The organism is Bacillus cereus group sp. Bce019 (genome assembly GCF_051781745.1).
Taxonomy (GTDB): Bacteria; Bacillota; Bacilli; order Bacillales; family Bacillaceae_G; genus Bacillus_A; species Bacillus_A cereus.
Genome location: NZ_JBPWJX010000027.1, coordinates 24,814 through 44,353, shown reverse-complemented (window position 1 = coordinate 44,353; position 19,540 = coordinate 24,814). Strand labels below are relative to the sequence as shown.

The following is a 19,540-nucleotide window of genomic DNA, read 5'->3' as shown; positions in this document are numbered from 1 at the left end:
GGGAAGACAATTCTTCCCACTTACTCACTGCTTGATAAACCCTTTGTAATGGCGTTTTACCAGTTGGCTTTCTAGCTGCTTCATTGTTTCTAAAGCAACGCCGACAACGATTAACATACTCGTTCCACCGATCTGTGCAGATGGAGGAAGATTTCCCAATTTCGTAAAGATAACTGGTAAGATTGCAATCGCTGCTAGGAAAATTGATCCTACAAAGGTCAAACGATACAAGATTTTTGTTAGATATTGTTCCGTATTCTTACCCGGACGAATACCTGGAACATATCCACCTTGCTTGTTTAGATTCTCTGACATTTGCTCTGGATTAACCTGAACAAATGCATAGAAATATGTGAAGGCTACAATGAGCGCAACATATATGATCATTCCCACTGGGTGAGAATAGTTAAAGTTTGCAATAATCCACTGCGATACATCATGTTTCGGGAAGAACTGTGCAATAGTCGGAGGCGTAATTAAGAATGAAACAGCAAAAATTACTGGAATAACACCAGCACTATTTACCTTAAGCGGTAAATGTGTGTTTTGTGCTCCAGCATAACCACCATTTCCTCCTGTTACACGCTTCGCATATTGAATTGGGATCTTTCTAACAGCCTGTTGAATGAAAATAACACCCACAATAACTGCTAGCACAGCTAGTAAAATCAATGCAACTTTAACGATACTCATGAACAATTGATCTCCGATATTTTGAAACTGTTGCTGATACACTTGAGATATAACACTTGGGATCGCTGCGGCAATACCGCCAAAGATAAGGATGGAAATACCATTACCTACACCTTTAGCTGTAATCTGTTCACCTAACCACATTAAAAATGCAGTACCAGCAGTCAGTACCGTAGCAATGTATAAATAAGTGCTCCAACCTGGATTCAAAATTAATTGTCCACCTACCATACCGTTAAAACCGATTGACATACCAAACCCCTGAATAAACGCAAGAACAATTGTAAAGTAACGCGTGAATTGCGTTAATTTACGACGGCCCATTTCACCTTGCTTCGACCATTCCGAAAATTTAGGAACAACATCCATCTGCAATAATTGCACGATGATGGATGCTGTAATATACGGCATGATTCCCATCGCAAAGATGGAGAAGTTTTTCAAGGCTCCACCGCCAAATGTATTTAGAATACCTAAAGCATTTAATTGATCTTGTGCCTTCAGTACGTCTCCATTTGTAAATGGCACGGGGATAAACGTGCCAATCCTGAATACGATTAACATCGCTAAAGTGAATAATATTTTACGTCTTATCTCAGCAACGCGCATAAAGTTGGAGATTGTACGAAACATTAGATCACCTCAACTGATCCGCCAGCTGCTTCAATTGCTTCTTTAGCACTTGAAGAGAACTTGTGCGCTTTAACAGTTAGTTTTTTCTCTACTGCTCCGCTTGCAAGAACTTTAACACCGTCGTTTAACTTGCTGATAACGCCAGTTTCCAGCAATAATTCAGGTGTTACTTCTGTACCATCTTCAAAACGATTTAACGTTGATAAGTTTACAATAGCAAACTCTTTACGGTTAATGTTTGTGAAGCCGCGTTTTGGTAAACGACGGAATAATGGAGTTTGACCACCTTCGAAGCCAAGACGAACACCGCCGCCAGAACGTGCGTTTTGTCCTTTATGACCTTTACCAGCAGTTTTACCGTTACCAGAACCGATACCACGACCGACACGGTTACGTACTTTACGAGAACCTTCTGCAGGTTTTAATTCATGAAGTTTCATTCCCAGGCACCTCCTTATATTAATGAGTTATCCTTAAGCTTCTTTTACAGTTACAAGGTGAGAAACTTTGTTGATCATACCAAGAATAGCAGGAGTTTCTTCCTTAACTACAGTTGAATTCAACTTTTTAAGACCTAAAGCTTCTACCGTCGCACGTTGATCTTGTGGACGACCAATTACACTACGAGTGAGGGTAATTTCTAACTTTTTCGCCATTTGTTTTCCCTCCTTAACCTAGTAGCTCTTCTACAGATTTACCGCGTAATTTTGCAACATCTTCAGCGCGCTTAAGTTCGCTTAATCCGTTCACAGTAGCGCGAATCATGTTGATTGGTGTGTTAGAACCAAGAGATTTCGAAAGAATATCTTGTACACCAGCTAATTCAAGGACCGCACGAACAGGTCCACCAGCAATAACACCAGTACCCTCAGCAGCAGGTTTTAAGAATACTTCACCAGCGCCAAAATGACCGTTGATTGTGTGTGGAATTGTTGTACCAACTAATGGTACAGCGATTAAGTTTTTCTTAGCGTCTTCGATAGCTTTACGGATTGCGTCTGGTACCTCTTGTGCTTTACCAGTACCGAATCCAACATGACCGTTTTTATCGCCAACTACAACTAGTGCAGCAAAGCGGAAACGACGACCACCCTTAACAACTTTCGCGACACGATTTATCGTAACTACACGTTCTTCAAGTTCTAATTTACTTGGGTCAATGCGATGCATCAATTTTCCCTCCTTTGACCATTAAAATTGTAATCCAGCCTCACGAGCAGCTTCAGCTAGAGCTTTAACACGGCCATGGTATAAGTAACCACCGCGATCAAATACTACTTCTTTAACGCCTTTCTCTACAGCACGCTTAGCAACTGATTCTCCAACTTTCGTAGCAGCTTCAATATTGCTAGTACCGTTAAGAGCAAGGTCTTTATCAAGAGTAGATGCACTTACTAACGTTACACCATTCACATCATCAATAACTTGAGCGTAAATATGTTGGTTAGAACGGAACACGTTTAAACGTGGACGCTCTGCAGTACCAGTAAGTTTAGCACGTACACGTGCATGTCTTTTCTTACGAGTCGCATTTTTATCAGCTTTAGTGATCATTCTTGTCACTCCTTTCTCTCACCTAACGGGTTTACTTAGCAGTTTTACCTTCTTTACGACGAACAACTTCGCCTTCGTAACGAATACCTTTACCTTTGTAAGGCTCAGGAGCACGTACAGCACGGATGTTAGCAGCGAATTCGCCAACACGTTGCTTGTCGATACCTTTAATTACGATCTTAGTTGGTGCAGGTACTTCAACTTCAAGACCTGCTTCCGGAGTCATTTCTACTGGATGAGAATAACCTACGCTTAATACAAGTTTATCACCTTGTTTTTGAGCACGGTAACCAACACCGACTAATTCAAGTCCGCGTGCGAAACCTTCAGTTACACCTTCAACCATGTTTCCGATTAAAGCACGAGTTGTACCGTGTAATGCACGGTGTTCCTTCTGTTCAGATGGACGCTCAACTGTTAATGTATTCTCTTCAATTTTGATAAGCATATCAGCATTGAAAGTACGAGTTAATTCACCTTTAGGGCCTTTTACTGTTACAGTATTGTCTTCTGCAACTGTAATAGTAACACCTGCAGGGATTTCAAGAATCTTTTTACCAATACGAGACATGTGGTCACACCTCCGTTCGTTTTAAATATATATTACCAAACGTATGCTACTACTTCTCCACCAGTTTGTAATTGACGAGCGTCTTTGTCTGTCATTACTCCCTTAGATGTAGAAACAAGAGCGATACCTAATCCGTTAAGTACACGTGGTACTTCGTCAGCTTTAGCGTAAACGCGTAAGCCAGGTTTACTGATACGTTTTAATCCAGTGATTACACGTTCATTGTTTGCACCATATTTCAGGAAAATACGAAGGATACCTTGTTTGTTATCCTCGATGTATTCTACATCACGAATGAAACCTTCACGTTTTAAAAGTTCAGCGATCTCTTTTTTGATTTTAGAAGCAGGAACCTCTAATTTCTCATGACGTACCATGTTCGCATTACGGATGCGAGTAAGCATGTCTGCAATTGGATCTGTCATCACCATGTGTTTTACCTCCTTCCCATTTGTGGGTTTTACCAACTAGCTTTTTTAACACCAGGAATTTGACCTTTATATGCAAGTTCACGGAAACAAATACGGCAAAGTTTAAATTTGCGGTATACAGAATGCGGACGACCGCAGCGTTCGCAACGTGTATACTCTTGTACTTTAAACTTAGGAGTACGCTTTTGTTTCGCTATCATAGATTTTTTAGCCACGTTTTCGCCTCCTCTACTTAGCGTTGGCTTCCATTATTTTTGGAATGGCATACCGAATTGTGTTAAAAGTTCACGAGCTTCTTCATCAGTTTTCGCTGTAGTAACGATTACGATGTCCATACCGCGGACTTTGCTTACTTTATCATAATCAATCTCAGGGAAAATAAGTTGCTCTTTAACACCTAATGTATAGTTTCCACGACCATCGAATGATTTCTTAGAAACACCACGGAAATCACGTACACGTGGTAAAGAAACTGATACTAATTTGTCGAAGAACTCATACATTTGCTCGCCGCGTAAAGTTACTTTCGCACCGATTGGCATACCTTCACGAAGACGGAAACCAGCGATTGATTTTTTAGCACGAGTTACAACAGGTTTTTGACCTGTGATTTGTGTTAATTCTTCTACTGCGTTGTCTAACGCTTTTGAGTTAGATACCGCGTCACCAACACCAGTGTTGATTACGATCTTTTCGATTTTTGGTACCTGCATTACAGATTTATAGTTAAACTTGCTCACTAGAGCAGGAGTAATTTCCTTTTGGAACTTCTCTTTAAGGCGATTCAATGAAGTGACCTCCTTTCTTAAGAAAATTATTTATCTAATAATTCACCAGATTTTTTTGCAATACGAACTTTTTTACCATCTTCTACTTTGAAGCCTACGCGAGTAGGTTCACCTGTTTTCGGATCTAAAATCATAACGTTAGAAACGTGAATAGGTGCTTCTTTAGTAATAATTCCACCTTGTGGATTTAATTGAGATGGCTTAGAGTGCTTCTTAACGATATTGACACCCTCAACGATAACACGGTTTTGCTTTGGGAAAGCCACAAGGATAACGCCTTGTTTTCCTTTGTCTTTACCAGTGATTACCTGTACTTTATCACCTTTTTTTACATGCATCTTAATTCTGCACCTCCTTAGCAAGGCAATACCTTAAATTATAGAACTTCTGGAGCTAAAGAAACGATCTTCATGAAGTTGCTATCACGTAATTCACGAGCTACTGGTCCGAAGATACGAGTACCACGTGGGCTCTTATCGTCTTTAATGATAACCGCTGCGTTTTCATCAAATTTGATGTAAGAACCGTCCGGACGACGAGCTCCGCTCTTCGTACGTACTACTACTGCTTTAACAACGTCACCTTTTTTAACAACGCCACCTGGTGTTGCTTGTTTTACCGTAGCAACGATAATGTCACCAATGTTAGCATATTTACGACCAGAGCCGCCTAATACTTTAATTGTTAAAAGTTCACGTGCACCAGAGTTGTCAGCAACTTTCAAACGAGATTCTTGTTGGATCATGTTATGAAACCTCCCTTCGGACTAAAAATTCCGATTCGTCTATTTAGATAATAACCGCTTCTTCAACGATTTCAACTAAACGGAAACGCTTAGTAGCAGAAAGCGGGCGAGTTTCCATGATTTTAACGATATCGCCAAGTTTCGCTTGGTTTTGCTCATCATGGGCTTTGTACTTCTTAGAATACTTAACACGTTTTCCGTACAAGGAATGAGTTTTGTAAGTTTCAACTAAAACTGTAATCGTTTTGTCCATTTTGTCAGACACTACACGACCAGTATAAACTTTGCGTTGGTTACGTTCGCTCACTATGCAAACCTCCCCTCAATTTATCGATTAATTCCGATCTCTCTTTCACGAACTACAGTTTTCATACGAGCAATTGCTTTACGCACTTCACGAATGCGAGTTGGATTCTCTAATTGTCCTGTAGCAAGTTGGAAGCGAAGATTAAACAACTCTTCCTTTAAAGCTTTAACTTTTGTTTCGATTTCGGCAGTGGTTAATTCACGAATATCATTAGTTTTCATTAGATTCACCACCATTTTCTTCACGTTTTACGAATTTACATTTCACAGGTAACTTGTGAGCTGCAAGACGTAATGCTTCGCGTGCTACCTCTTCAGATACACCCGCGATTTCGAACATAATTTTCCCAGGTTTTACTACTGCTACCCAGCCTTCTGGTGCCCCTTTACCGGAACCCATACGTACTTCTAGAGGTTTTGCAGTGTAAGGTTTAGAAGGGAAAATTTTAATCCATACTTTACCGCCACGTTTCATGTAACGAGTCATTGCACGACGAGCAGCTTCGATTTGACGGTTTGTAATCCATGAAGCAGCTTGTGCTTGTAAACCGAATTCACCGAAAGCAATTTCAGTTCCACCTTTAGCACGACCACGCATTTTACCACGATGCTCTCTACGATATTTTACGCGTTTTGGCATTAACATATTATTTTCCTCCTTCCTCAGAAGCTTTCTTTTTTGTAGGAAGGACTTCTCCACGGTAGATCCATACTTTTACGCCTAATTTACCGTATGTTGTATCAGCTTCAACTGCTGCATAGTCAATATCAGCGCGAAGTGTATGAAGTGGAACAGTTCCTTCACTGTAAGATTCTGCACGAGCGATATCAGCTCCGCCAAGACGACCAGAAACCTGTGTTTTAATACCTTTAGCACCTGCACGCATAGCACGTTGAATAACTTGCTTTTGTGCACGACGGAATGATACACGGTTTTCTAATTGACGAGCGATGTTTTCGCCTACTAATTTAGCGTTAAGATCAGCTCTCTTAACTTCTAAAATGTTGATGTGTACACGCTTGCCTGTTAATTGGTTAAGAGCTTTACGAAGTGCTTCAACTTCAGTACCACCTTTACCAATTACCATACCAGGTTTTGCAGTGTGAATTGTAACATTTACACGATTTGCTGCACGTTCGATTTCTACTTTAGCAACAGCAGAATCTTTTAAGCGTACATTAATGTACTCACGGATTTTGATGTCTTCATGTAATAATGTAGCGTAATCTTTCTCAGCGAACCAACGAGATTCCCAGTCACGGATAACGCCGACACGAAGACCAATTGGATTAACCTTTTGACCCATCGATTATCCCTCCTTCTTTTCTGATACCACAACTGTGATGTGGCTTGTGCGTTTGTTAATTTGGCTTGCACGACCCATTGCACGTGGACGGAAACGTTTTAACGTTGGACCTTCGTCAACGAAAACTTTTTCTACAACTAGGTTGTTAATGTCCATCTCATAATTGTGCTCTGCATTTGCGATTGCAGATTTTAAAACTTTTTCTACAACTGGAGAAGCAGTTTTTGGTGTGTGGTTAAGGATAGCAATCGCTTCACCCACTTGCTTACCTCGGATTAAGTCTACTACTAAACGAACTTTACGAGGAGCAATACGAACTGTTCTCGCTACTGCTTTAGCTTGCATTGAAGTGCCTCCTCTCATTATCTTCTAGTTTTCTTATCGTCAGCAAGGTGACCTTTGTACGTACGAGTTGGTGCGAATTCACCTAACTTATGGCCAACCATATCCTCAGTGATGTACACAGGTACGTGTTTACGACCATCATATACAGCGATTGTGTGTCCGATGAACTGAGGGAAGATTGTTGAACGGCGAGACCAAGTTTTAACAACTTGTTTTTGCTCAGATGCAACTAATTTTTCCATTTTGCTCATTAAGTGATCATCGACAAATGGTCCTTTTTTTAAGCTACGAGCCATTTTGGTGCCTCCCTTCGTGATTGGCGTACGGTTCTAGAAATGAACCGTACTACAATCCCATTATTTTTTACGACGACGAACGATAAATTTGTCAGACGCTTTGTTTTTCTTACGAGTCTTGAATCCAAGAGTTGGTTTACCCCATGGAGACATTGGAGACTTACGTCCGATTGGAGAACGTCCTTCACCACCACCGTGTGGGTGATCAACAGGGTTCATTACAGAACCACGAACTGTTGGGCGTTTACCTAACCAGCGAGAGCGACCTGCTTTACCGATTTTGATAAGTTCGTGTTGTTCGTTACCTACTTGACCGATTGAAGCGCGACAAGCAGATAATACAAGACGTACTTCACCAGAAGTTAAACGTACAAGTACGTATTTACCTTCTTTACCAAGTACTTGAGCAGATGTACCAGCAGAACGAACTAATTGTCCGCCACGACCAGGCTTAAGCTCGATGTTATGAACAACAGTACCTACTGGAATGTTGATTAATGGTAATGCGTTACCGATTTTAATGTCAGCTTCTGGGCCAGACATAACTTCCATACCTACTTCTAAAGATTTAGGAGCAAGAATGTAACGTTTTTCACCGTCAACGTAGTTAATTAATGCGATATTCGCAGAGCGGTTTGGATCGTATTCGATCGTAGCAACGCGTCCTGGAATTCCATCTTTGTTACGCTTAAAGTCGATGATACGGTATTGACGCTTATGTCCGCCACCTTGATGACGTACAGTGATTTTACCTTGGTTATTACGACCAGCCTTCTTGCTTAAAGGAGCAAGTAATGACTTTTCGGGTCTATCAGTCGTGATTTCAGCGAAATCATTCGTAGTCATATTACGACGACCGTTAGTAGTTGGATTATACTTTTTGATTCCCATCTCAATTTCCCTCCTTCTTTAGTAAGAATTAAACGCCTTGGAAGATTTCGATTTCTTTGCTGTCAGCAGTTAGCTTAACGATTGCTTTACGACGACGGCTAGTAAAACCAGCGTGACGACCAACGCGTTTTGCTTTCGGCTTGTAGTTCATGATGTTCACTTTTTCTACTTTAACACCAAAGATCGCTTCAAGAGCATCTTTAACTTCTGTTTTATTAGATTTAACGTCCACATCGAACGTGTATTTTTTTTCAGCCATCATTTCCATAGAACGTTCAGTGATAACTGGGCGCTTAATGATATCACGAGGATCTCTCATTATGCAAGCACCTCCTCTACTTTTTCCACTGCCGCTTTTGTCATGATTAGCTTATCATGATGAAGCACGTCTAAAACGTTTACGCCATCAGCAGTGATTACTGTTACTCCAGGGATATTGCGAGCAGATAACTCTACAGATTCGTTTGCATCAGCAGTTACGATAAGAGCTTTCTTCTCAACAGTTAATCCTTTAAGTACTGCTAGCATGTCTTTTGTTTTTGGTGCATTTAACACTAGGTCTTCAAGAACTACAATGTTGTTCTCAACTACTTTAGTAGCTAATGCAGATTTGATTGCTAAACGACGAACTTTCTTAGGAAGTTTGTACGCATAGCTTCTTGGTGTAGGTCCGAATACCGTACCACCACCACGCCATTGAGGAGAGCGGATAGACCCTTGACGAGCACGTCCAGTTCCTTTTTGACGCCATGGTTTACGACCACCACCGCGAACTTCAGAGCGAGTTTTTACTTTGTGTGTACCTTGACGTAAAGATGCACGTTGCATCATTACAGCTTCGAAAAGTACAGCTTCATTTGGTTCGATACCGAAAATAGCTTCAGCTAATTCGATTTCACCAACCTGTGAACCAGTTTGGTTATATACAGTAACTTTTGGCATTGGAATTCCTCCTTCCTATTGTGAATTATTTGCTAACCTTCACAGCGCCTTGAACAACTACAAGAGATTTCTTAGCACCTGGAACGTTACCTTTTACTAGTAATAAGTTGCGCTCAGTGTCAACTTGAACGATTTCTAAGTTTTGGATAGTAACTTGGTCTCCACCCATACGTCCAGCAAGTTTTTTGCCTTTGAATACACGGTTCGGAGCAACTGGGCCCATTGAACCTGGACGACGGTGATAGCGAGAACCATGAGACATAGGTCCGCGAGATTGTCCGTGGCGTTTGATAACACCTTGGAAACCTTTACCTTTAGAAATTCCTGTTACATCAACGATTTCACCTGTAGCGAATACGTCAACTTTTACCTCTTGACCAACCTCTAATCCGTCCACGTCTGCATCGCGGATTTCGCGAATGAAGCGCTTAGGAGTTGTAGATGCTTTAGCAGTGTGGCCTTGTTCAGGTTTGTTAGTTAACTTTTCACGTTTATCTTCAAATCCTAACTGGATTGCATTGTAGCCATCAGTTTCAGTTGTTTTCTTTTGAAGAACAACGTTTGGATTAGCAGCGATAACTGTTACTGGGATTAACTCACCGTTCTCAGCAAATACTTGAGTCATACCGATCTTTCTTCCTAAGATTCCTTTGGTCATGAGTTACACCTCCTACATTTTTAAGTTATATAAATTATAGTTTGATTTCGATATCTACACCAGATGGTAAGTCTAAACGCATTAATGAATCTACTGTTTGTGGAGTAGGACTCACGATGTCGATTAGACGTTTGTGCGTGCGCATTTCGAATTGCTCACGAGAATCTTTGTACTTATGAACAGCACGAAGAATTGTGTAAACAGTTTTTTCAGTTGGTAATGGGATCGGACCAGAAACTGTTGCCCCAGAACGCTTAGCTGTTTCTACAATTTTCTCAGCTGACTGATCAAGAATACGGTGATCGTAAGCTTTTAAACGGATACGAATTTTTTCTTTTGCCATTATTTTCCCTCCTTCGTTCGCCTATTTCTAAAATAGACCTTCTCCATGGAAATTTCCCCACACCATGCCATGGCAAAGCGGCCGGGTGTGTCAGCAACCTTCCACTTCATCGCAGTCAAAGACCAACATTGTCTATTATACAATGTTATTCGTCTAGATGCAAGCATCTTTTTGTTTGCATCTGCTTTTCTCTACTTTTGCTATTATACATGGCACTTTAAAGAATTTCAAGTTTTCATCTAACAGAATTCATTTTACAGTTTCTGGATTATCTTTTGTCGTTTTTATAATACTATAGAAGAAACTCGTCAAAACAAAAAACACCCTCTGCTTCCTTATATAAACGCAAACAAAAAACCTAAGGGAAAATCCCTTAGGTTTTTTTATATCAGTTAAGATTACTCAACGATAGTAGCAACTACACCGTAACCTACTGTACGTCCACCTTCACGAATAGAGAATTTAGTTCCCTCTTCGATAGCGATTGGAGCGATAAGTTCGATAGTCATTTCGATGTTGTCACCAGGCATTACCATTTCAGTACCTTCTGGTAATTGGATGATACCAGTTACGTCAGTTGTACGGAAGTAGAACTGAGGACGGTAGTTAGCGAAGAATGGAGTGTGACGTCCACCTTCTTCTTTAGATAATACGAAAACTTCAGCTTTGAATTTAGCGTGAGCTTTTACAGAACCGCTTTTTGCAAGTACTTGTCCACGTTGGATGTCTTCACGAGCAACCCCACGAAGTAAAGCACCGATGTTGTCTCCAGCTTGAGCTTGGTCAAGAAGTTTACGGAACATCTCTACACCAGTTACAGTTGTAGAAGCATTTTCTTCAGCAAGACCGATGATTTCTACTACGTCACCAACTTTAACGATACCGCGCTCAACACGACCAGTAGCAACTGTACCACGACCTGTGATAGAGAATACGTCCTCTACAGGCATTAAGAATGGTTTGTCAGTTTCACGTTCTGGAGTTGGGATGTAAGCATCAACTTCAGCCATTAATTCAATGATTTTTGCTTCCCAATCAGCTTCTCCTTGAAGAGCTTTAAGAGCAGAACCTTTGATTACAGGAATGTCGTCGCCTGGGAATCCGTATTCAGATAATAGGTCGCGAACTTCCATTTCTACTAATTCTAATAATTCTTCGTCATCTACCATGTCGCATTTGTTTAAGAATACAACGATGTAAGGAACACCTACTTGACGAGAAAGAAGGATGTGCTCACGTGTTTGAGGCATTGGGCCATCAGCAGCAGATACTACTAAGATACCGCCGTCCATTTGAGCAGCACCAGTGATCATGTTTTTAACATAGTCAGCGTGACCTGGGCAGTCAACGTGTGCATAGTGACGAGTTTCAGTTTCGTACTCAACGTGTGCAGTTGAGATTGTGATACCGCGCTCTCTTTCTTCTGGAGCAGCATCGATTTGATCGTATCCGCGTGCTTCAGCACCACCAGCTTTTGCAAGAACTGTAGTGATCGCAGCAGTTAATGTAGTTTTACCATGGTCAACGTGGCCGATTGTACCGATGTTAACATGGGGTTTAGAACGTTCGAATTTAGCTTTAGCCATTCTAAATTCCTCCTTAGTTTATATAGGTTATTTTATATTTAGACTAGAAAGTGAAACTTACGTCCCACTTTCTAAGCTTACATAAGTAGTTATACTTGAACAATCGATAAAAATCAATTATTCACCTTTATTTTTTTTGATAATTTCTTCAGAAACAGACTTTGGTACTTCTTCATAGTGGTCAAACACCATAGAGAATGTTCCGCGTCCTTGAGTGTTAGAACGTAATGACGTTGCATAACCGAACATTTCAGAAAGTGGAACCATAGCGCGAACAACTTGTGCGTTACCGCGAGCTTCCATACCTTCTACACGTCCACGACGAGATGTTACGTCACCCATAATGTCACCCATGTACTCTTCAGGAATTACAACTTCAACTTTCATCATTGGCTCAAGAATTACTGGGTTACATTTAGAAACCGCAGCTTTAAGTGCCATAGATGCAGCGATTTTGAACGCCATCTCAGATGAATCGACATCATGGTAAGATCCGTCAACTAATGCAGCTTTAATGTCAACTAGTGGATAACCAGCTAGTACACCATTTTTAAGTGCATCTTCAAGACCTGCTCCAACAGCTGGGATGTATTCACGAGGAACTACACCACCGACGATCTTGTTTTCGAATTCGAATCCTTTACCTTCTTCGTTAGGTTCAAACTCAATCCAAACGTGACCGAATTGTCCACGACCACCAGATTGACGAGCGAACTTACCTTCAACTTTCGCAGCAGCGCGGAAAGTCTCACGGTATGCTACCTGAGGAGCACCAACGTTTGCTTCCACTTTGAATTCACGGCGCATACGGTCAACGATGATATCAAGGTGAAGTTCACCCATACCAGCGATGATAGTTTGGCCAGTTTCTTGGTCAGTGTGAGCACGGAATGTTGGATCTTCTTCAGAAAGCTTAGATAATGCTGTACCCATTTTATCTTGGTCAGCTTTAGATTTTGGTTCGATAGCTACAGAGATAACTGGCTCTGGGAATTCCATAGACTCAAGGATAACAAGGCTCTTCTCGTCACAAAGAGTATCACCAGTAGTAGTATCTTTTAAACCTACAGCAGCAGCGATATCACCAGCGTAAACTGTTGAAATCTCTTCACGGCTGTTAGCGTGCATTTGTAGGATACGACCTACACGCTCACGCTTACCTTTAGTTGAGTTTTTCACGTATGATCCAGAGTTTAACACACCAGAGTACACACGGAAGAACGTTAACTTACCAACATAAGGGTCAGTCATGATTTTGAATGCTAAAGCTGCGAATGGTTCTTCATCGCTAGACTTACGTTCTACTTCTTCATCTGTATCCGGTAGAGTACCTTTAATAGCAGGTACATCTAGTGGAGATGGAAGGTAGTCGATAACTGCGTCTAACAGAATTTGAACACCTTTGTTTTTGAATGCAGAACCACAGATTACTGGGAAGAATTCTACAGAAGTTGTAGCCTTACGGATACCAGCTTTAAGCTCTTCTACAGTGATTTCTTCACCTTCTAGGTACTTCATCATCATTTCTTCATCAAGCTCAGCTACCGCTTCAATAAGTTTTCCACGGTATTCTTCAGCTAATTCTTTGTGCTCTTCAGGAATTTCAACACGTTGAATGTCTGTTCCTAAATCGTTACCGTACATGTAAGCACACTCTTCAACAAGGTCAATGATACCATTGAACTCATCTTCAGCACCGATTGGTAACTGAATTGGATGTGCGTTTGCTTGTAAACGATCGTGGATTGTTCCTACAGAGTATAAGAAATCTGCACCGATCTTATCCATTTTGTTAACGAATACGATACGAGGTACGCCGTAAGTAGTAGCCTGACGCCAAACAGTTTCTGTTTGTGGTTCTACACCAGATTGCGCATCAAGTACTGCTACAGCGCCATCAAGTACGCGTAAAGAACGTTCTACTTCTACTGTGAAATCTACGTGTCCTGGAGTATCAATGATGTTTACACGATGACCTTTCCATTGTGCTGTAGTTGCAGCAGAAGTAATTGTGATACCACGCTCTTGCTCTTGCTCCATCCAGTCCATCTGAGATGCACCTTCGTGAGTTTCACCGATTTTATGAATACGTCCTGTGTAGTACAGAATACGCTCAGTTGCTGTTGTTTTACCAGCATCGATGTGAGCCATGATACCAATATTACGAGTGTTTTCTAAAGAGAACTCTCTTGCCATTTGGTGTCTTGCTCCTTCCATATATGGATTGGATTTTTTTATTTTAAGTAGCAAAAAAGCCACTTTATATTGTTACACATGTCAGTATGTCCAGTACTCTCATTATGTAAAACGAGCGCCCGATGAAAGGGAGAGGCATTCTCCCTCTCCACACTTCCATAAGCGACAAATAAAGCGGTTTATGCTTACATTTATTTTACGTTGAATCCTACCAACGGTAATGAGCAAATGCTTTGTTAGCTTCTGCCATTTTATGAGTGTCTTCACGTTTCTTAACAGATGCACCAGCGTTGTTAGCTGCATCTAAGATTTCGTTAGCAAGACGCTCTTCCATAGTTTTTTCACCACGAAGACGAGCGTAGTTTACTAACCAACGAAGACCTAAAGTTGTACGGCGTTCTGGACGAACCTCAACTGGAACTTGGTAGTTAGCACCACCAACACGACGAGCGCGTACTTCAAGAACAGGCATGATGTTCTTAAGAGCTTGCTCGAATACTTCCATTGGCTCTTTACCAGTACGTTCGTTTACGATATCGAACGCATTATAAAGAATTGTTTGAGATTTACCTTTTTTACCGTCAACCATCATTTTGTTGATAAGGCGTGTTACTAGCTTCGAATTGTACATTGGATCTGGTAACACGTCACGTTTCGCAACAGGTCCTTTACGAGGCATATTGAGTTCCTCCTTTCATTTTAAAGTTATTATTTTTTAGCAGGTTTTGGTCTCTTAGTACCATATTTAGAACGTCCTTGCATACGTTTGTCAACACCAGCTGTGTCAAGCGCACCACGAACGATGTGGTAACGTACCCCCGGTAAATCCTTTACACGACCACCGCGAATTAATACTACGCTATGCTCTTGTAGGTTATGACCGATACCTGGGATGTAAGCTGTAACCTCGATACCGTTTGTTAAACGTACACGAGCGTATTTACGTAACGCTGAGTTAGGTTTCTTTGGAGTCATTGTACCAACACGAGTACATACACCACGTTTTTGAGGTGCAGAGATATCAGTTGATTTTTTCTTTAAAGAGTTAAAACCTTTGTTTAACGCAGGTGATTTAGATTTCCATACTTTATCAGTACGACCATTTCTCACTAATTGGTTAATAGTAGGCATTTGATTATCCTCCCTTCGCATGTTTGTATGACCACATATCCAGGTGGTTCATTATTAGTTGAAAACAAAGTTTTTGCAAGGAAGAGCAAATGCTCTCTCCTCACAAAAACAGTTTTAACTTATTATTCCTATTGCTGAAGCTCCCACTTGAATCCCCGAAGCTTTACCAAGCTTACGAACTGATTCAACTTTTGTTATGGGCACGTTATATTGCATTGCAACACGAATGATAGCATGGGTTAACCGCATGTCAGCATCCTCTGCGATGACAACTTCTTTAACTGTACCATTTTTGATTGCCTCCAATGTGCGTTTATGACCAACGACTACATTTTCAGCAGTTGATACTTTTTGATAAGACATATAAATATCCTCCAAAGCATCGTTCAGGAGCAACCTTGATTATAGTAACATTTTGACTCATACAATGTCAACTAAGATTAATTGTTTTTATACAAAATTTATGCCGGAAAATTTTACTGTTCCACATAAACCTCATCGTTTTCTACATTCATGTCATCTTGTGTTGTTTTTACAAGATCCACTTTGCGATAACGATTCATACCTGTTCCAGCAGGAACAAGTTTACCGATAATAACATTTTCTTTTAATCCTAGAAGTTCATCGCGTTTACCCTTAATTGCTGCATCAGTTAAGACACGAGTTGTTTCTTGGAACGATGCTGCAGATAAGAATGAATCTGTTTCAAGTGAAGCTTTTGTAATACCAAGTAGAACAGGTCTAGCTGTTGCTGGTTGCTTACCTTGCAGTAAGACCTTAGCATTCGCATCAGTGAACTGATGGATATCTAGTAATGTTCCTGGTAATACATCTGTTTCACCTGCATCACTTACACGAACTTTACGTAACATTTGACGTACCATTACTTCTACGTGTTTGTCACCAATTTCTACCCCTTGCATACGGTATACTTTTTGAACTTCACGTAATAAGTATTCTTGAACCGCCGTAATGTCCGTTACTTTTAGTAATTCTTTCGGATCAATAGAACCTTCTGTTAACTCTTTACCGTGGCTAATTGGCTGTCCTGGAGTTACTTTCAGACGAGCACCGTAAGGAATAGCATACGTACGAGCTTCAACTTCACCCTGTACAACTACTTCTTGGCGATCTTTAACGTCGTTGATCGCTGCGATAACACCGTCGATTTCACTGATAACTGCCTGACCTTTCGGATTACGAGCTTCGAAGATTTCTTGGATACGAGGTAAACCTTGAGTAATATCATCTCCGGCAACCCCACCTGTATGGAATGTACGCATCGTTAACTGTGTACCTGGCTCACCGATAGATTGAGCTGCGATAATACCTACCGCTTCTCCTACTTCTACGTCTGTTCCAGTTGCTAAGTTACGACCGTAACACTTCTTACATACACCGTGGCGAGTGTTACACGTAAACGCTGAACGAATGTTTACAGTTTCAACACCCGAATTTTCAACGATATGAGCGATATCTTCAGTAATTAATTGATTTTCAGCAACTAATACTTCACCTGTTTCAGGATGTTTTACAGTTTTTCTTGCAAAACGTCCAACAAGACGATCATATAATGACTCGATAACTTCATTACCCTCTTTAATCGCACCAATTAATAAACCGCGATCTGTTCCACAATCATCTTCACGAACGATTACATCTTGTGCAACGTCAACAAGACGACGTGTTAAGTAACCAGAATCGGCAGTTTTAAGTGCTGTATCGGCAAGACCTTTACGCGCACCATGCGTAGAGATGAAGTACTCAAGTACTGTTAAACCTTCACGGAAACTCGATTTGATTGGAAGTTCGATGATACGACCAGATGGATTGGCCATAAGACCACGCATACCAGCAAGCTGAGTAAAGTTAGATGCGTTACCACGGGCACCTGAGTCACTCATCATGAAGATTGGGTTGCGTTTATTCAAGGATTTCATCAGTTTTCCTTGGATAACATCTTTTGCATTACTCCAAATAGAGATAACGCGATCGTAACGTTCTTCTTCCGTGATTAAACCGCGACGGAATTGTTTAATTACATTATCTACTTTTGCTTGTGCTTCGTGGAGAATTTCATCTTTTTCGCCTAATACAAGAATGTCAGATACCCCAACTGTAATACCAGCTTTTGTAGAGTACTTGAATCCTAAGTTTTTCATACGGTCAAGCATGCGAGACGTTTCTGTAATTTGGAAACGTTTGAACACTTCCGCAATGATGTTACCAAGGATCTTCTTGCTAAATGGCGCCACTTCTTCGCGACTAGCAATAATTTCTTTAATGTTCGCACCTTTTTCAACGAAATATTTCGCTGGTGTTTCTTTTTCAAGGTTTGAATTTGTTGGTTCATTAATATAAGGGAACGACTCTGGTAAGATTTCGTTAAATATTAATTTACCAACTGTTGTTAATAGAAGCATACTCTTTTGCTCTTCAGTAAATGTTGCGTTGTTTACTGCACTTGCAGCTACTGCAACACGTGTATGAAGATGAACATATCCATTTTGATATGCAAGCAATGCTTCATTTGCATCTTTGAAGACCATACCTTCACCGATTGCACCTTCACGCTCAAGTGTTAAGTAATAGTTACCTAATACCATATCCTGAGATGGAGTAACAACTGGTTTACCGTCTTTCGGGTTCAAGATGTTTTGTGCCGCTAACATAAGAAGACGAGCTTCAGCTTGAGCTTCTGATGATAAAGGTACGTGAACGGCCATTTGGTCACCGTCAAAGTCCGCGTTGTATGCAGTACATACAAGTGGGTGAAGACGGATTGCGCGACCTTCTACTAATGTAGGTTCAAACGCCTGGATACCAAGACGGTGAAGTGTTGGTGCGCGGTTTAGAAGTACTGGATGTTCTTTAATCACAGATTCTAAAACGTCCCAAACTTCAGGTTGTACACGCTCGATTTTACGTTTCGCACTCTTAATGTTATGTGCTAATCCTTTTTCAACTAACTCTTTCATTACGAAAGGTTTGAACAGTTCAAGCGCCATTTCTTTTGGTAATCCACATTGATACATCTTTAAGTTCGGTCCTACAACGATTACAGAACGACCAGAGTAGTCAACACGTTTACCTAATAAGTTTTGACGGAAACGTCCTTGTTTACCTTTAAGCATGTGAGATAGTGATTTTAATGGACGGTTACCTGGCCCAGTAACTGGACGGCCACGACGACCATTATCGATTAATGCGTCTACAGCTTCTTGTAACATACGTTTTTCGTTTTGAACGATGATGCTTGGTGCACCTAAGTCCAATAGACGTTTTAAACGGTTGTTACGGTTAATTACACGACGGTATAAGTCGTTTAAGTCAGAAGTAGCAAAACGTCCACCGTCTAACTGTACCATTGGGCGTAGTTCTGGTGGGATTACTGGTAGAACATCTAAGATCATCCAAGACGGTTCATTTCCAGAGTTACGGAATGCTTCTAATACTTCTAGACGTTTAATAGCACGAGTACGGCGTTGTCCTTGTGCTGTTTTTAATTCTTCTTTTAAGAAGTCTACTTCTTTATCTAAATCGATGTCTTGTAGTAGCTTTTTAATTGCTTCTGCACCCATAGCAGCTTGGAATGTGCTACCATATCGATCACGATATGCACGGTATTCTTTTTCAGAAAGTAATTGCTTCTTATCAAGTGGTGTATCTCCACTTTCTGTTACAACATAAGAAGCGAAATAAATTACTTCTTCAAGCGCGCGAGGGGACATGTCTAAGACAAGTCCCATGCGGCTCGGGATACCTTTGAAATACCAAATATGAGATACAGGAGCAGCTAATTCGATATGACCCATACGTTCACGACGTACTTTTGCACGCGTTACTTCAACGCCACATCGATCACAAACTACACCTTTATAACGTACACGTTTGTATTTTCCGCAATGACATTCCCAGTCCTTTTGTGGTCCGAAAATACGCTCACAGAACAAGCCATCTTTTTCAGGCTTTAACGTACGATAGTTAATAGTTTCTGGTTTCTTAACTTCACCGTATGACCAAGAACGAATCTTGTCAGGTGAAGCAAGTCCAATCTTCATATATTCAAAGTTATTTACATCTATCAAGGGGCCTACCTCCCTTTTAGTCTACAGGTTATCCCA

The 19,540-nt window shown here is 40.8% G+C and carries 29 protein-coding genes; 1 reads left to right on the top strand and 28 read right to left on the bottom strand.

All coding sequences use genetic code 11. The features are described from left to right. Window positions 1-24: 24 nt before the first annotated feature. From secY to rpsJ, 22 genes are read right to left on the bottom strand one after another with little or no spacing between them, the layout of a single operon-like run. Complete coding sequence (gene secY / locus ACS2QP_RS24875) at window positions 25-1,326, bottom strand: preprotein translocase subunit SecY (protein ID WP_000490117.1); 1,302 nt, start codon at window positions 1,324-1,326, stop codon at window positions 25-27. Continuing rightward, window positions 1,326-1,766, bottom strand: a complete 441-nt coding sequence (gene rplO / locus ACS2QP_RS24870) for a 50S ribosomal protein L15 (RefSeq protein ID WP_000766081.1) — start codon at window positions 1,764-1,766, stop codon at window positions 1,326-1,328. Before rplO ends, secY begins: the two co-directional genes overlap by 1 nt. A 33-nt stretch (window positions 1,767-1,799) precedes the next feature. After that, window positions 1,800-1,982, bottom strand: a complete 183-nt coding sequence (gene rpmD, locus ACS2QP_RS24865; RefSeq protein ID WP_001085234.1) for a 50S ribosomal protein L30 — start codon at window positions 1,980-1,982, stop codon at window positions 1,800-1,802. 13 nt (window positions 1,983-1,995) lie between these two features. After that, window positions 1,996-2,496 (bottom strand): 30S ribosomal protein S5, encoded by a 501-nt coding sequence (gene rpsE / locus ACS2QP_RS24860; RefSeq protein WP_000554646.1) that lies wholly within the window; start codon window positions 2,494-2,496, stop codon window positions 1,996-1,998. Window positions 2,497-2,517: 21 nt separating this feature from the next. Continuing rightward, on the bottom strand, window positions 2,518-2,880 hold the full coding sequence (gene rplR / locus ACS2QP_RS24855; RefSeq protein WP_000628816.1) for a 50S ribosomal protein L18: 363 nt from the start codon (window positions 2,878-2,880) through the stop codon (window positions 2,518-2,520). Between the two features lie 31 nt (window positions 2,881-2,911). Further along, entirely contained in the window at window positions 2,912-3,451 is a 540-nt protein-coding gene (gene rplF / locus ACS2QP_RS24850) for a 50S ribosomal protein L6 (protein WP_000086558.1), read from the bottom strand. A gap of 32 nt (window positions 3,452-3,483) precedes the next feature. Further along, complete coding sequence (gene rpsH, locus ACS2QP_RS24845) at window positions 3,484-3,882, bottom strand: 30S ribosomal protein S8 (protein ID WP_000245511.1); 399 nt, start codon at window positions 3,880-3,882, stop codon at window positions 3,484-3,486. A 29-nt stretch (window positions 3,883-3,911) separates the two neighbouring features. Continuing rightward, entirely contained in the window at window positions 3,912-4,097 is a 186-nt protein-coding gene (gene rpsN, locus ACS2QP_RS24840) for a 30S ribosomal protein S14 (protein WP_001085700.1), read from the bottom strand. A gap of 33 nt (window positions 4,098-4,130) precedes the next feature. Next, window positions 4,131-4,670 carry a 50S ribosomal protein L5 gene (gene rplE / locus ACS2QP_RS24835; protein ID WP_001080831.1) on the bottom strand — a complete coding sequence of 180 codons (540 nt, stop codon included), beginning with the start codon at window positions 4,668-4,670 and terminating at the stop codon, window positions 4,131-4,133. A gap of 26 nt (window positions 4,671-4,696) precedes the next feature. Further along, window positions 4,697-5,008, bottom strand: coding sequence for a 50S ribosomal protein L24 (gene rplX, locus ACS2QP_RS24830; protein ID WP_000558200.1), 312 nt, complete (start codon window positions 5,006-5,008; stop codon window positions 4,697-4,699). A 38-nt stretch (window positions 5,009-5,046) separates the two neighbouring features. After that, window positions 5,047-5,415: a 50S ribosomal protein L14 gene (gene rplN / locus ACS2QP_RS24825; protein WP_000615912.1), complete on the bottom strand. Its 369-nt coding sequence runs from the start codon at window positions 5,413-5,415 to the stop codon at window positions 5,047-5,049. A gap of 43 nt (window positions 5,416-5,458) precedes the next feature. After that, entirely contained in the window at window positions 5,459-5,722 is a 264-nt protein-coding gene (gene rpsQ / locus ACS2QP_RS24820; protein ID WP_000004106.1) for a 30S ribosomal protein S17, read from the bottom strand. 20 nt (window positions 5,723-5,742) lie between these two features. Continuing rightward, window positions 5,743-5,943, bottom strand: coding sequence for a 50S ribosomal protein L29 (rpmC, locus tag ACS2QP_RS24815; RefSeq protein ID WP_000855718.1), 201 nt, complete (start codon window positions 5,941-5,943; stop codon window positions 5,743-5,745). After that, complete coding sequence (gene rplP / locus ACS2QP_RS24810; protein ID WP_000928969.1) at window positions 5,933-6,367, bottom strand: 50S ribosomal protein L16; 435 nt, start codon at window positions 6,365-6,367, stop codon at window positions 5,933-5,935. The genes rpmC and rplP overlap by 11 nt, the downstream gene beginning before the upstream one ends. A 1-nt stretch (window position 6,368) precedes the next feature. Beyond that, window positions 6,369-7,028 carry a 30S ribosomal protein S3 gene (gene rpsC, locus ACS2QP_RS24805; protein WP_000529956.1) on the bottom strand — a complete coding sequence of 220 codons (660 nt, stop codon included), beginning with the start codon at window positions 7,026-7,028 and terminating at the stop codon, window positions 6,369-6,371. Between the two features lie 3 nt (window positions 7,029-7,031). Next, entirely contained in the window at window positions 7,032-7,373 is a 342-nt protein-coding gene (rplV, locus tag ACS2QP_RS24800; protein ID WP_001148024.1) for a 50S ribosomal protein L22, read from the bottom strand. A 17-nt stretch (window positions 7,374-7,390) separates the two neighbouring features. After that, window positions 7,391-7,669, bottom strand: coding sequence for a 30S ribosomal protein S19 (rpsS, locus tag ACS2QP_RS24795; RefSeq protein ID WP_000124454.1), 279 nt, complete (start codon window positions 7,667-7,669; stop codon window positions 7,391-7,393). 60 nt (window positions 7,670-7,729) lie between these two features. Continuing rightward, a complete protein-coding gene (gene rplB, locus ACS2QP_RS24790) occupies window positions 7,730-8,560 on the bottom strand; it encodes a 50S ribosomal protein L2 (RefSeq protein WP_000511583.1) in 831 nt (276 codons plus the stop codon). Window positions 8,561-8,588: 28 nt separating this feature from the next. Continuing rightward, window positions 8,589-8,879 carry a 50S ribosomal protein L23 gene (gene rplW / locus ACS2QP_RS24785; protein WP_001205558.1) on the bottom strand — a complete coding sequence of 97 codons (291 nt, stop codon included), beginning with the start codon at window positions 8,877-8,879 and terminating at the stop codon, window positions 8,589-8,591. After that, entirely contained in the window at window positions 8,879-9,502 is a 624-nt protein-coding gene (gene rplD, locus ACS2QP_RS24780; protein ID WP_001127258.1) for a 50S ribosomal protein L4, read from the bottom strand. The genes rplW and rplD overlap by 1 nt, the downstream gene beginning before the upstream one ends. Window positions 9,503-9,527: 25 nt before the next feature. Continuing rightward, window positions 9,528-10,160 carry a 50S ribosomal protein L3 gene (gene rplC / locus ACS2QP_RS24775; protein WP_000160207.1) on the bottom strand — a complete coding sequence of 211 codons (633 nt, stop codon included), beginning with the start codon at window positions 10,158-10,160 and terminating at the stop codon, window positions 9,528-9,530. A 34-nt stretch (window positions 10,161-10,194) separates the two neighbouring features. Further along, entirely contained in the window at window positions 10,195-10,503 is a 309-nt protein-coding gene (gene rpsJ, locus ACS2QP_RS24770; RefSeq protein WP_001040596.1) for a 30S ribosomal protein S10, read from the bottom strand. Between the two features lie 69 nt (window positions 10,504-10,572). Here rpsJ and ACS2QP_RS24765 point away from each other — a divergent pair, with 69 nt between their 5' ends. Then, a complete protein-coding gene (locus ACS2QP_RS24765) occupies window positions 10,573-10,746 on the top strand; it encodes a hypothetical protein (protein WP_153603574.1) in 174 nt (57 codons plus the stop codon). A gap of 155 nt (window positions 10,747-10,901) precedes the next feature. Here the strand turns inward: ACS2QP_RS24765 and tuf are convergent, their stop codons facing one another. The 6 genes from tuf to rpoC form a co-directional block, all read right to left on the bottom strand. Further along, the gene (gene tuf, locus ACS2QP_RS24760) at window positions 10,902-12,089 is read right to left on the bottom strand and encodes an elongation factor Tu (RefSeq protein ID WP_001029614.1); all 1,188 of its coding nucleotides are present in this window, start codon (window positions 12,087-12,089) and stop codon (window positions 10,902-10,904) included. A 117-nt stretch (window positions 12,090-12,206) separates the two neighbouring features. After that, window positions 12,207-14,285, bottom strand: a complete 2,079-nt coding sequence (gene fusA, locus ACS2QP_RS24755) for an elongation factor G (RefSeq protein ID WP_000090369.1) — start codon at window positions 14,283-14,285, stop codon at window positions 12,207-12,209. A 208-nt stretch (window positions 14,286-14,493) separates the two neighbouring features. Continuing rightward, entirely contained in the window at window positions 14,494-14,964 is a 471-nt protein-coding gene (gene rpsG, locus ACS2QP_RS24750) for a 30S ribosomal protein S7 (RefSeq protein WP_001137491.1), read from the bottom strand. A 29-nt stretch (window positions 14,965-14,993) separates the two neighbouring features. Next, window positions 14,994-15,416, bottom strand: coding sequence for a 30S ribosomal protein S12 (gene rpsL, locus ACS2QP_RS24745; RefSeq protein ID WP_001142341.1), 423 nt, complete (start codon window positions 15,414-15,416; stop codon window positions 14,994-14,996). A 114-nt stretch (window positions 15,417-15,530) separates the two neighbouring features. Beyond that, complete coding sequence (locus tag ACS2QP_RS24740; RefSeq protein ID WP_000121837.1) at window positions 15,531-15,779, bottom strand: 50S ribosomal protein L7ae-like protein; 249 nt, start codon at window positions 15,777-15,779, stop codon at window positions 15,531-15,533. Between the two features lie 113 nt (window positions 15,780-15,892). After that, a complete protein-coding gene (gene rpoC / locus ACS2QP_RS24735) occupies window positions 15,893-19,504 on the bottom strand; it encodes a DNA-directed RNA polymerase subunit beta' (RefSeq protein WP_000567939.1) in 3,612 nt (1,203 codons plus the stop codon). Between the last annotated feature and the right edge of the window lie 36 nt (window positions 19,505-19,540).

Bases quoted from the DNA above. Each gene is read 5' to 3' on its own strand.
- secY (WP_000490117.1), bottom strand. From the start codon at position 1,326: ATGTTTCGTACAATCTCCAACTTTATGCGCGTTGCTGAGATAAGACGT.
- rplO (WP_000766081.1), bottom strand. From the start codon at position 1,766: ATGAAACTTCATGAATTAAAACCTGCAGAAGGTTCTCGTAAAGTACGT.
- rpmD (WP_001085234.1), bottom strand. From the start codon at position 1,982: ATGGCGAAAAAGTTAGAAATTACCCTCACTCGTAGTGTAATTGGTCGT.
- rpsE (WP_000554646.1), bottom strand. From the start codon at position 2,496: ATGCATCGCATTGACCCAAGTAAATTAGAACTTGAAGAACGTGTAGTT.
- rplR (WP_000628816.1), bottom strand. From the start codon at position 2,880: ATGATCACTAAAGCTGATAAAAATGCGACTCGTAAGAAAAGACATGCA.
- rplF (WP_000086558.1), bottom strand. From the start codon at position 3,451: ATGTCTCGTATTGGTAAAAAGATTCTTGAAATCCCTGCAGGTGTTACT.
- rpsH (WP_000245511.1), bottom strand. From the start codon at position 3,882: ATGGTGATGACAGATCCAATTGCAGACATGCTTACTCGCATCCGTAAT.
- rplX (WP_000558200.1), bottom strand. From the start codon at position 5,008: ATGCATGTAAAAAAAGGTGATAAAGTACAGGTAATCACTGGTAAAGAC.
- rplN (WP_000615912.1), bottom strand. From the start codon at position 5,415: ATGATCCAACAAGAATCTCGTTTGAAAGTTGCTGACAACTCTGGTGCA.
- rpmC (WP_000855718.1), bottom strand. From the start codon at position 5,943: ATGAAAACTAATGATATTCGTGAATTAACCACTGCCGAAATCGAAACA.
- rplP (WP_000928969.1), bottom strand. From the start codon at position 6,367: ATGTTAATGCCAAAACGCGTAAAATATCGTAGAGAGCATCGTGGTAAA.
- rpsC (WP_000529956.1), bottom strand. From the start codon at position 7,028: ATGGGTCAAAAGGTTAATCCAATTGGTCTTCGTGTCGGCGTTATCCGT.
- rplV (WP_001148024.1), bottom strand. From the start codon at position 7,373: ATGCAAGCTAAAGCAGTAGCGAGAACAGTTCGTATTGCTCCTCGTAAA.
- rpsS (WP_000124454.1), bottom strand. From the start codon at position 7,669: ATGGCTCGTAGCTTAAAAAAAGGACCATTTGTCGATGATCACTTAATG.
- rplB (WP_000511583.1), bottom strand. From the start codon at position 8,560: ATGGGAATCAAAAAGTATAATCCAACTACTAACGGTCGTCGTAATATG.
- rplW (WP_001205558.1), bottom strand. From the start codon at position 8,879: ATGAGAGATCCTCGTGATATCATTAAGCGCCCAGTTATCACTGAACGT.
- rplD (WP_001127258.1), bottom strand. From the start codon at position 9,502: ATGCCAAAAGTTACTGTATATAACCAAACTGGTTCACAGGTTGGTGAA.
- rplC (WP_000160207.1), bottom strand. From the start codon at position 10,160: ATGACCAAAGGAATCTTAGGAAGAAAGATCGGTATGACTCAAGTATTT.
- rpsJ (WP_001040596.1), bottom strand. From the start codon at position 10,503: ATGGCAAAAGAAAAAATTCGTATCCGTTTAAAAGCTTACGATCACCGT.
- ACS2QP_RS24765 (WP_153603574.1), top strand. From the start codon at position 10,573: ATGGCAAAGCGGCCGGGTGTGTCAGCAACCTTCCACTTCATCGCAGTC.
- tuf (WP_001029614.1), bottom strand. From the start codon at position 12,089: ATGGCTAAAGCTAAATTCGAACGTTCTAAACCCCATGTTAACATCGGT.
- fusA (WP_000090369.1), bottom strand. From the start codon at position 14,285: ATGGCAAGAGAGTTCTCTTTAGAAAACACTCGTAATATTGGTATCATG.
- rpsG (WP_001137491.1), bottom strand. From the start codon at position 14,964: ATGCCTCGTAAAGGACCTGTTGCGAAACGTGACGTGTTACCAGATCCA.
- rpsL (WP_001142341.1), bottom strand. From the start codon at position 15,416: ATGCCTACTATTAACCAATTAGTGAGAAATGGTCGTACTGATAAAGTA.
- ACS2QP_RS24740 (WP_000121837.1), bottom strand. From the start codon at position 15,779: ATGTCTTATCAAAAAGTATCAACTGCTGAAAATGTAGTCGTTGGTCAT.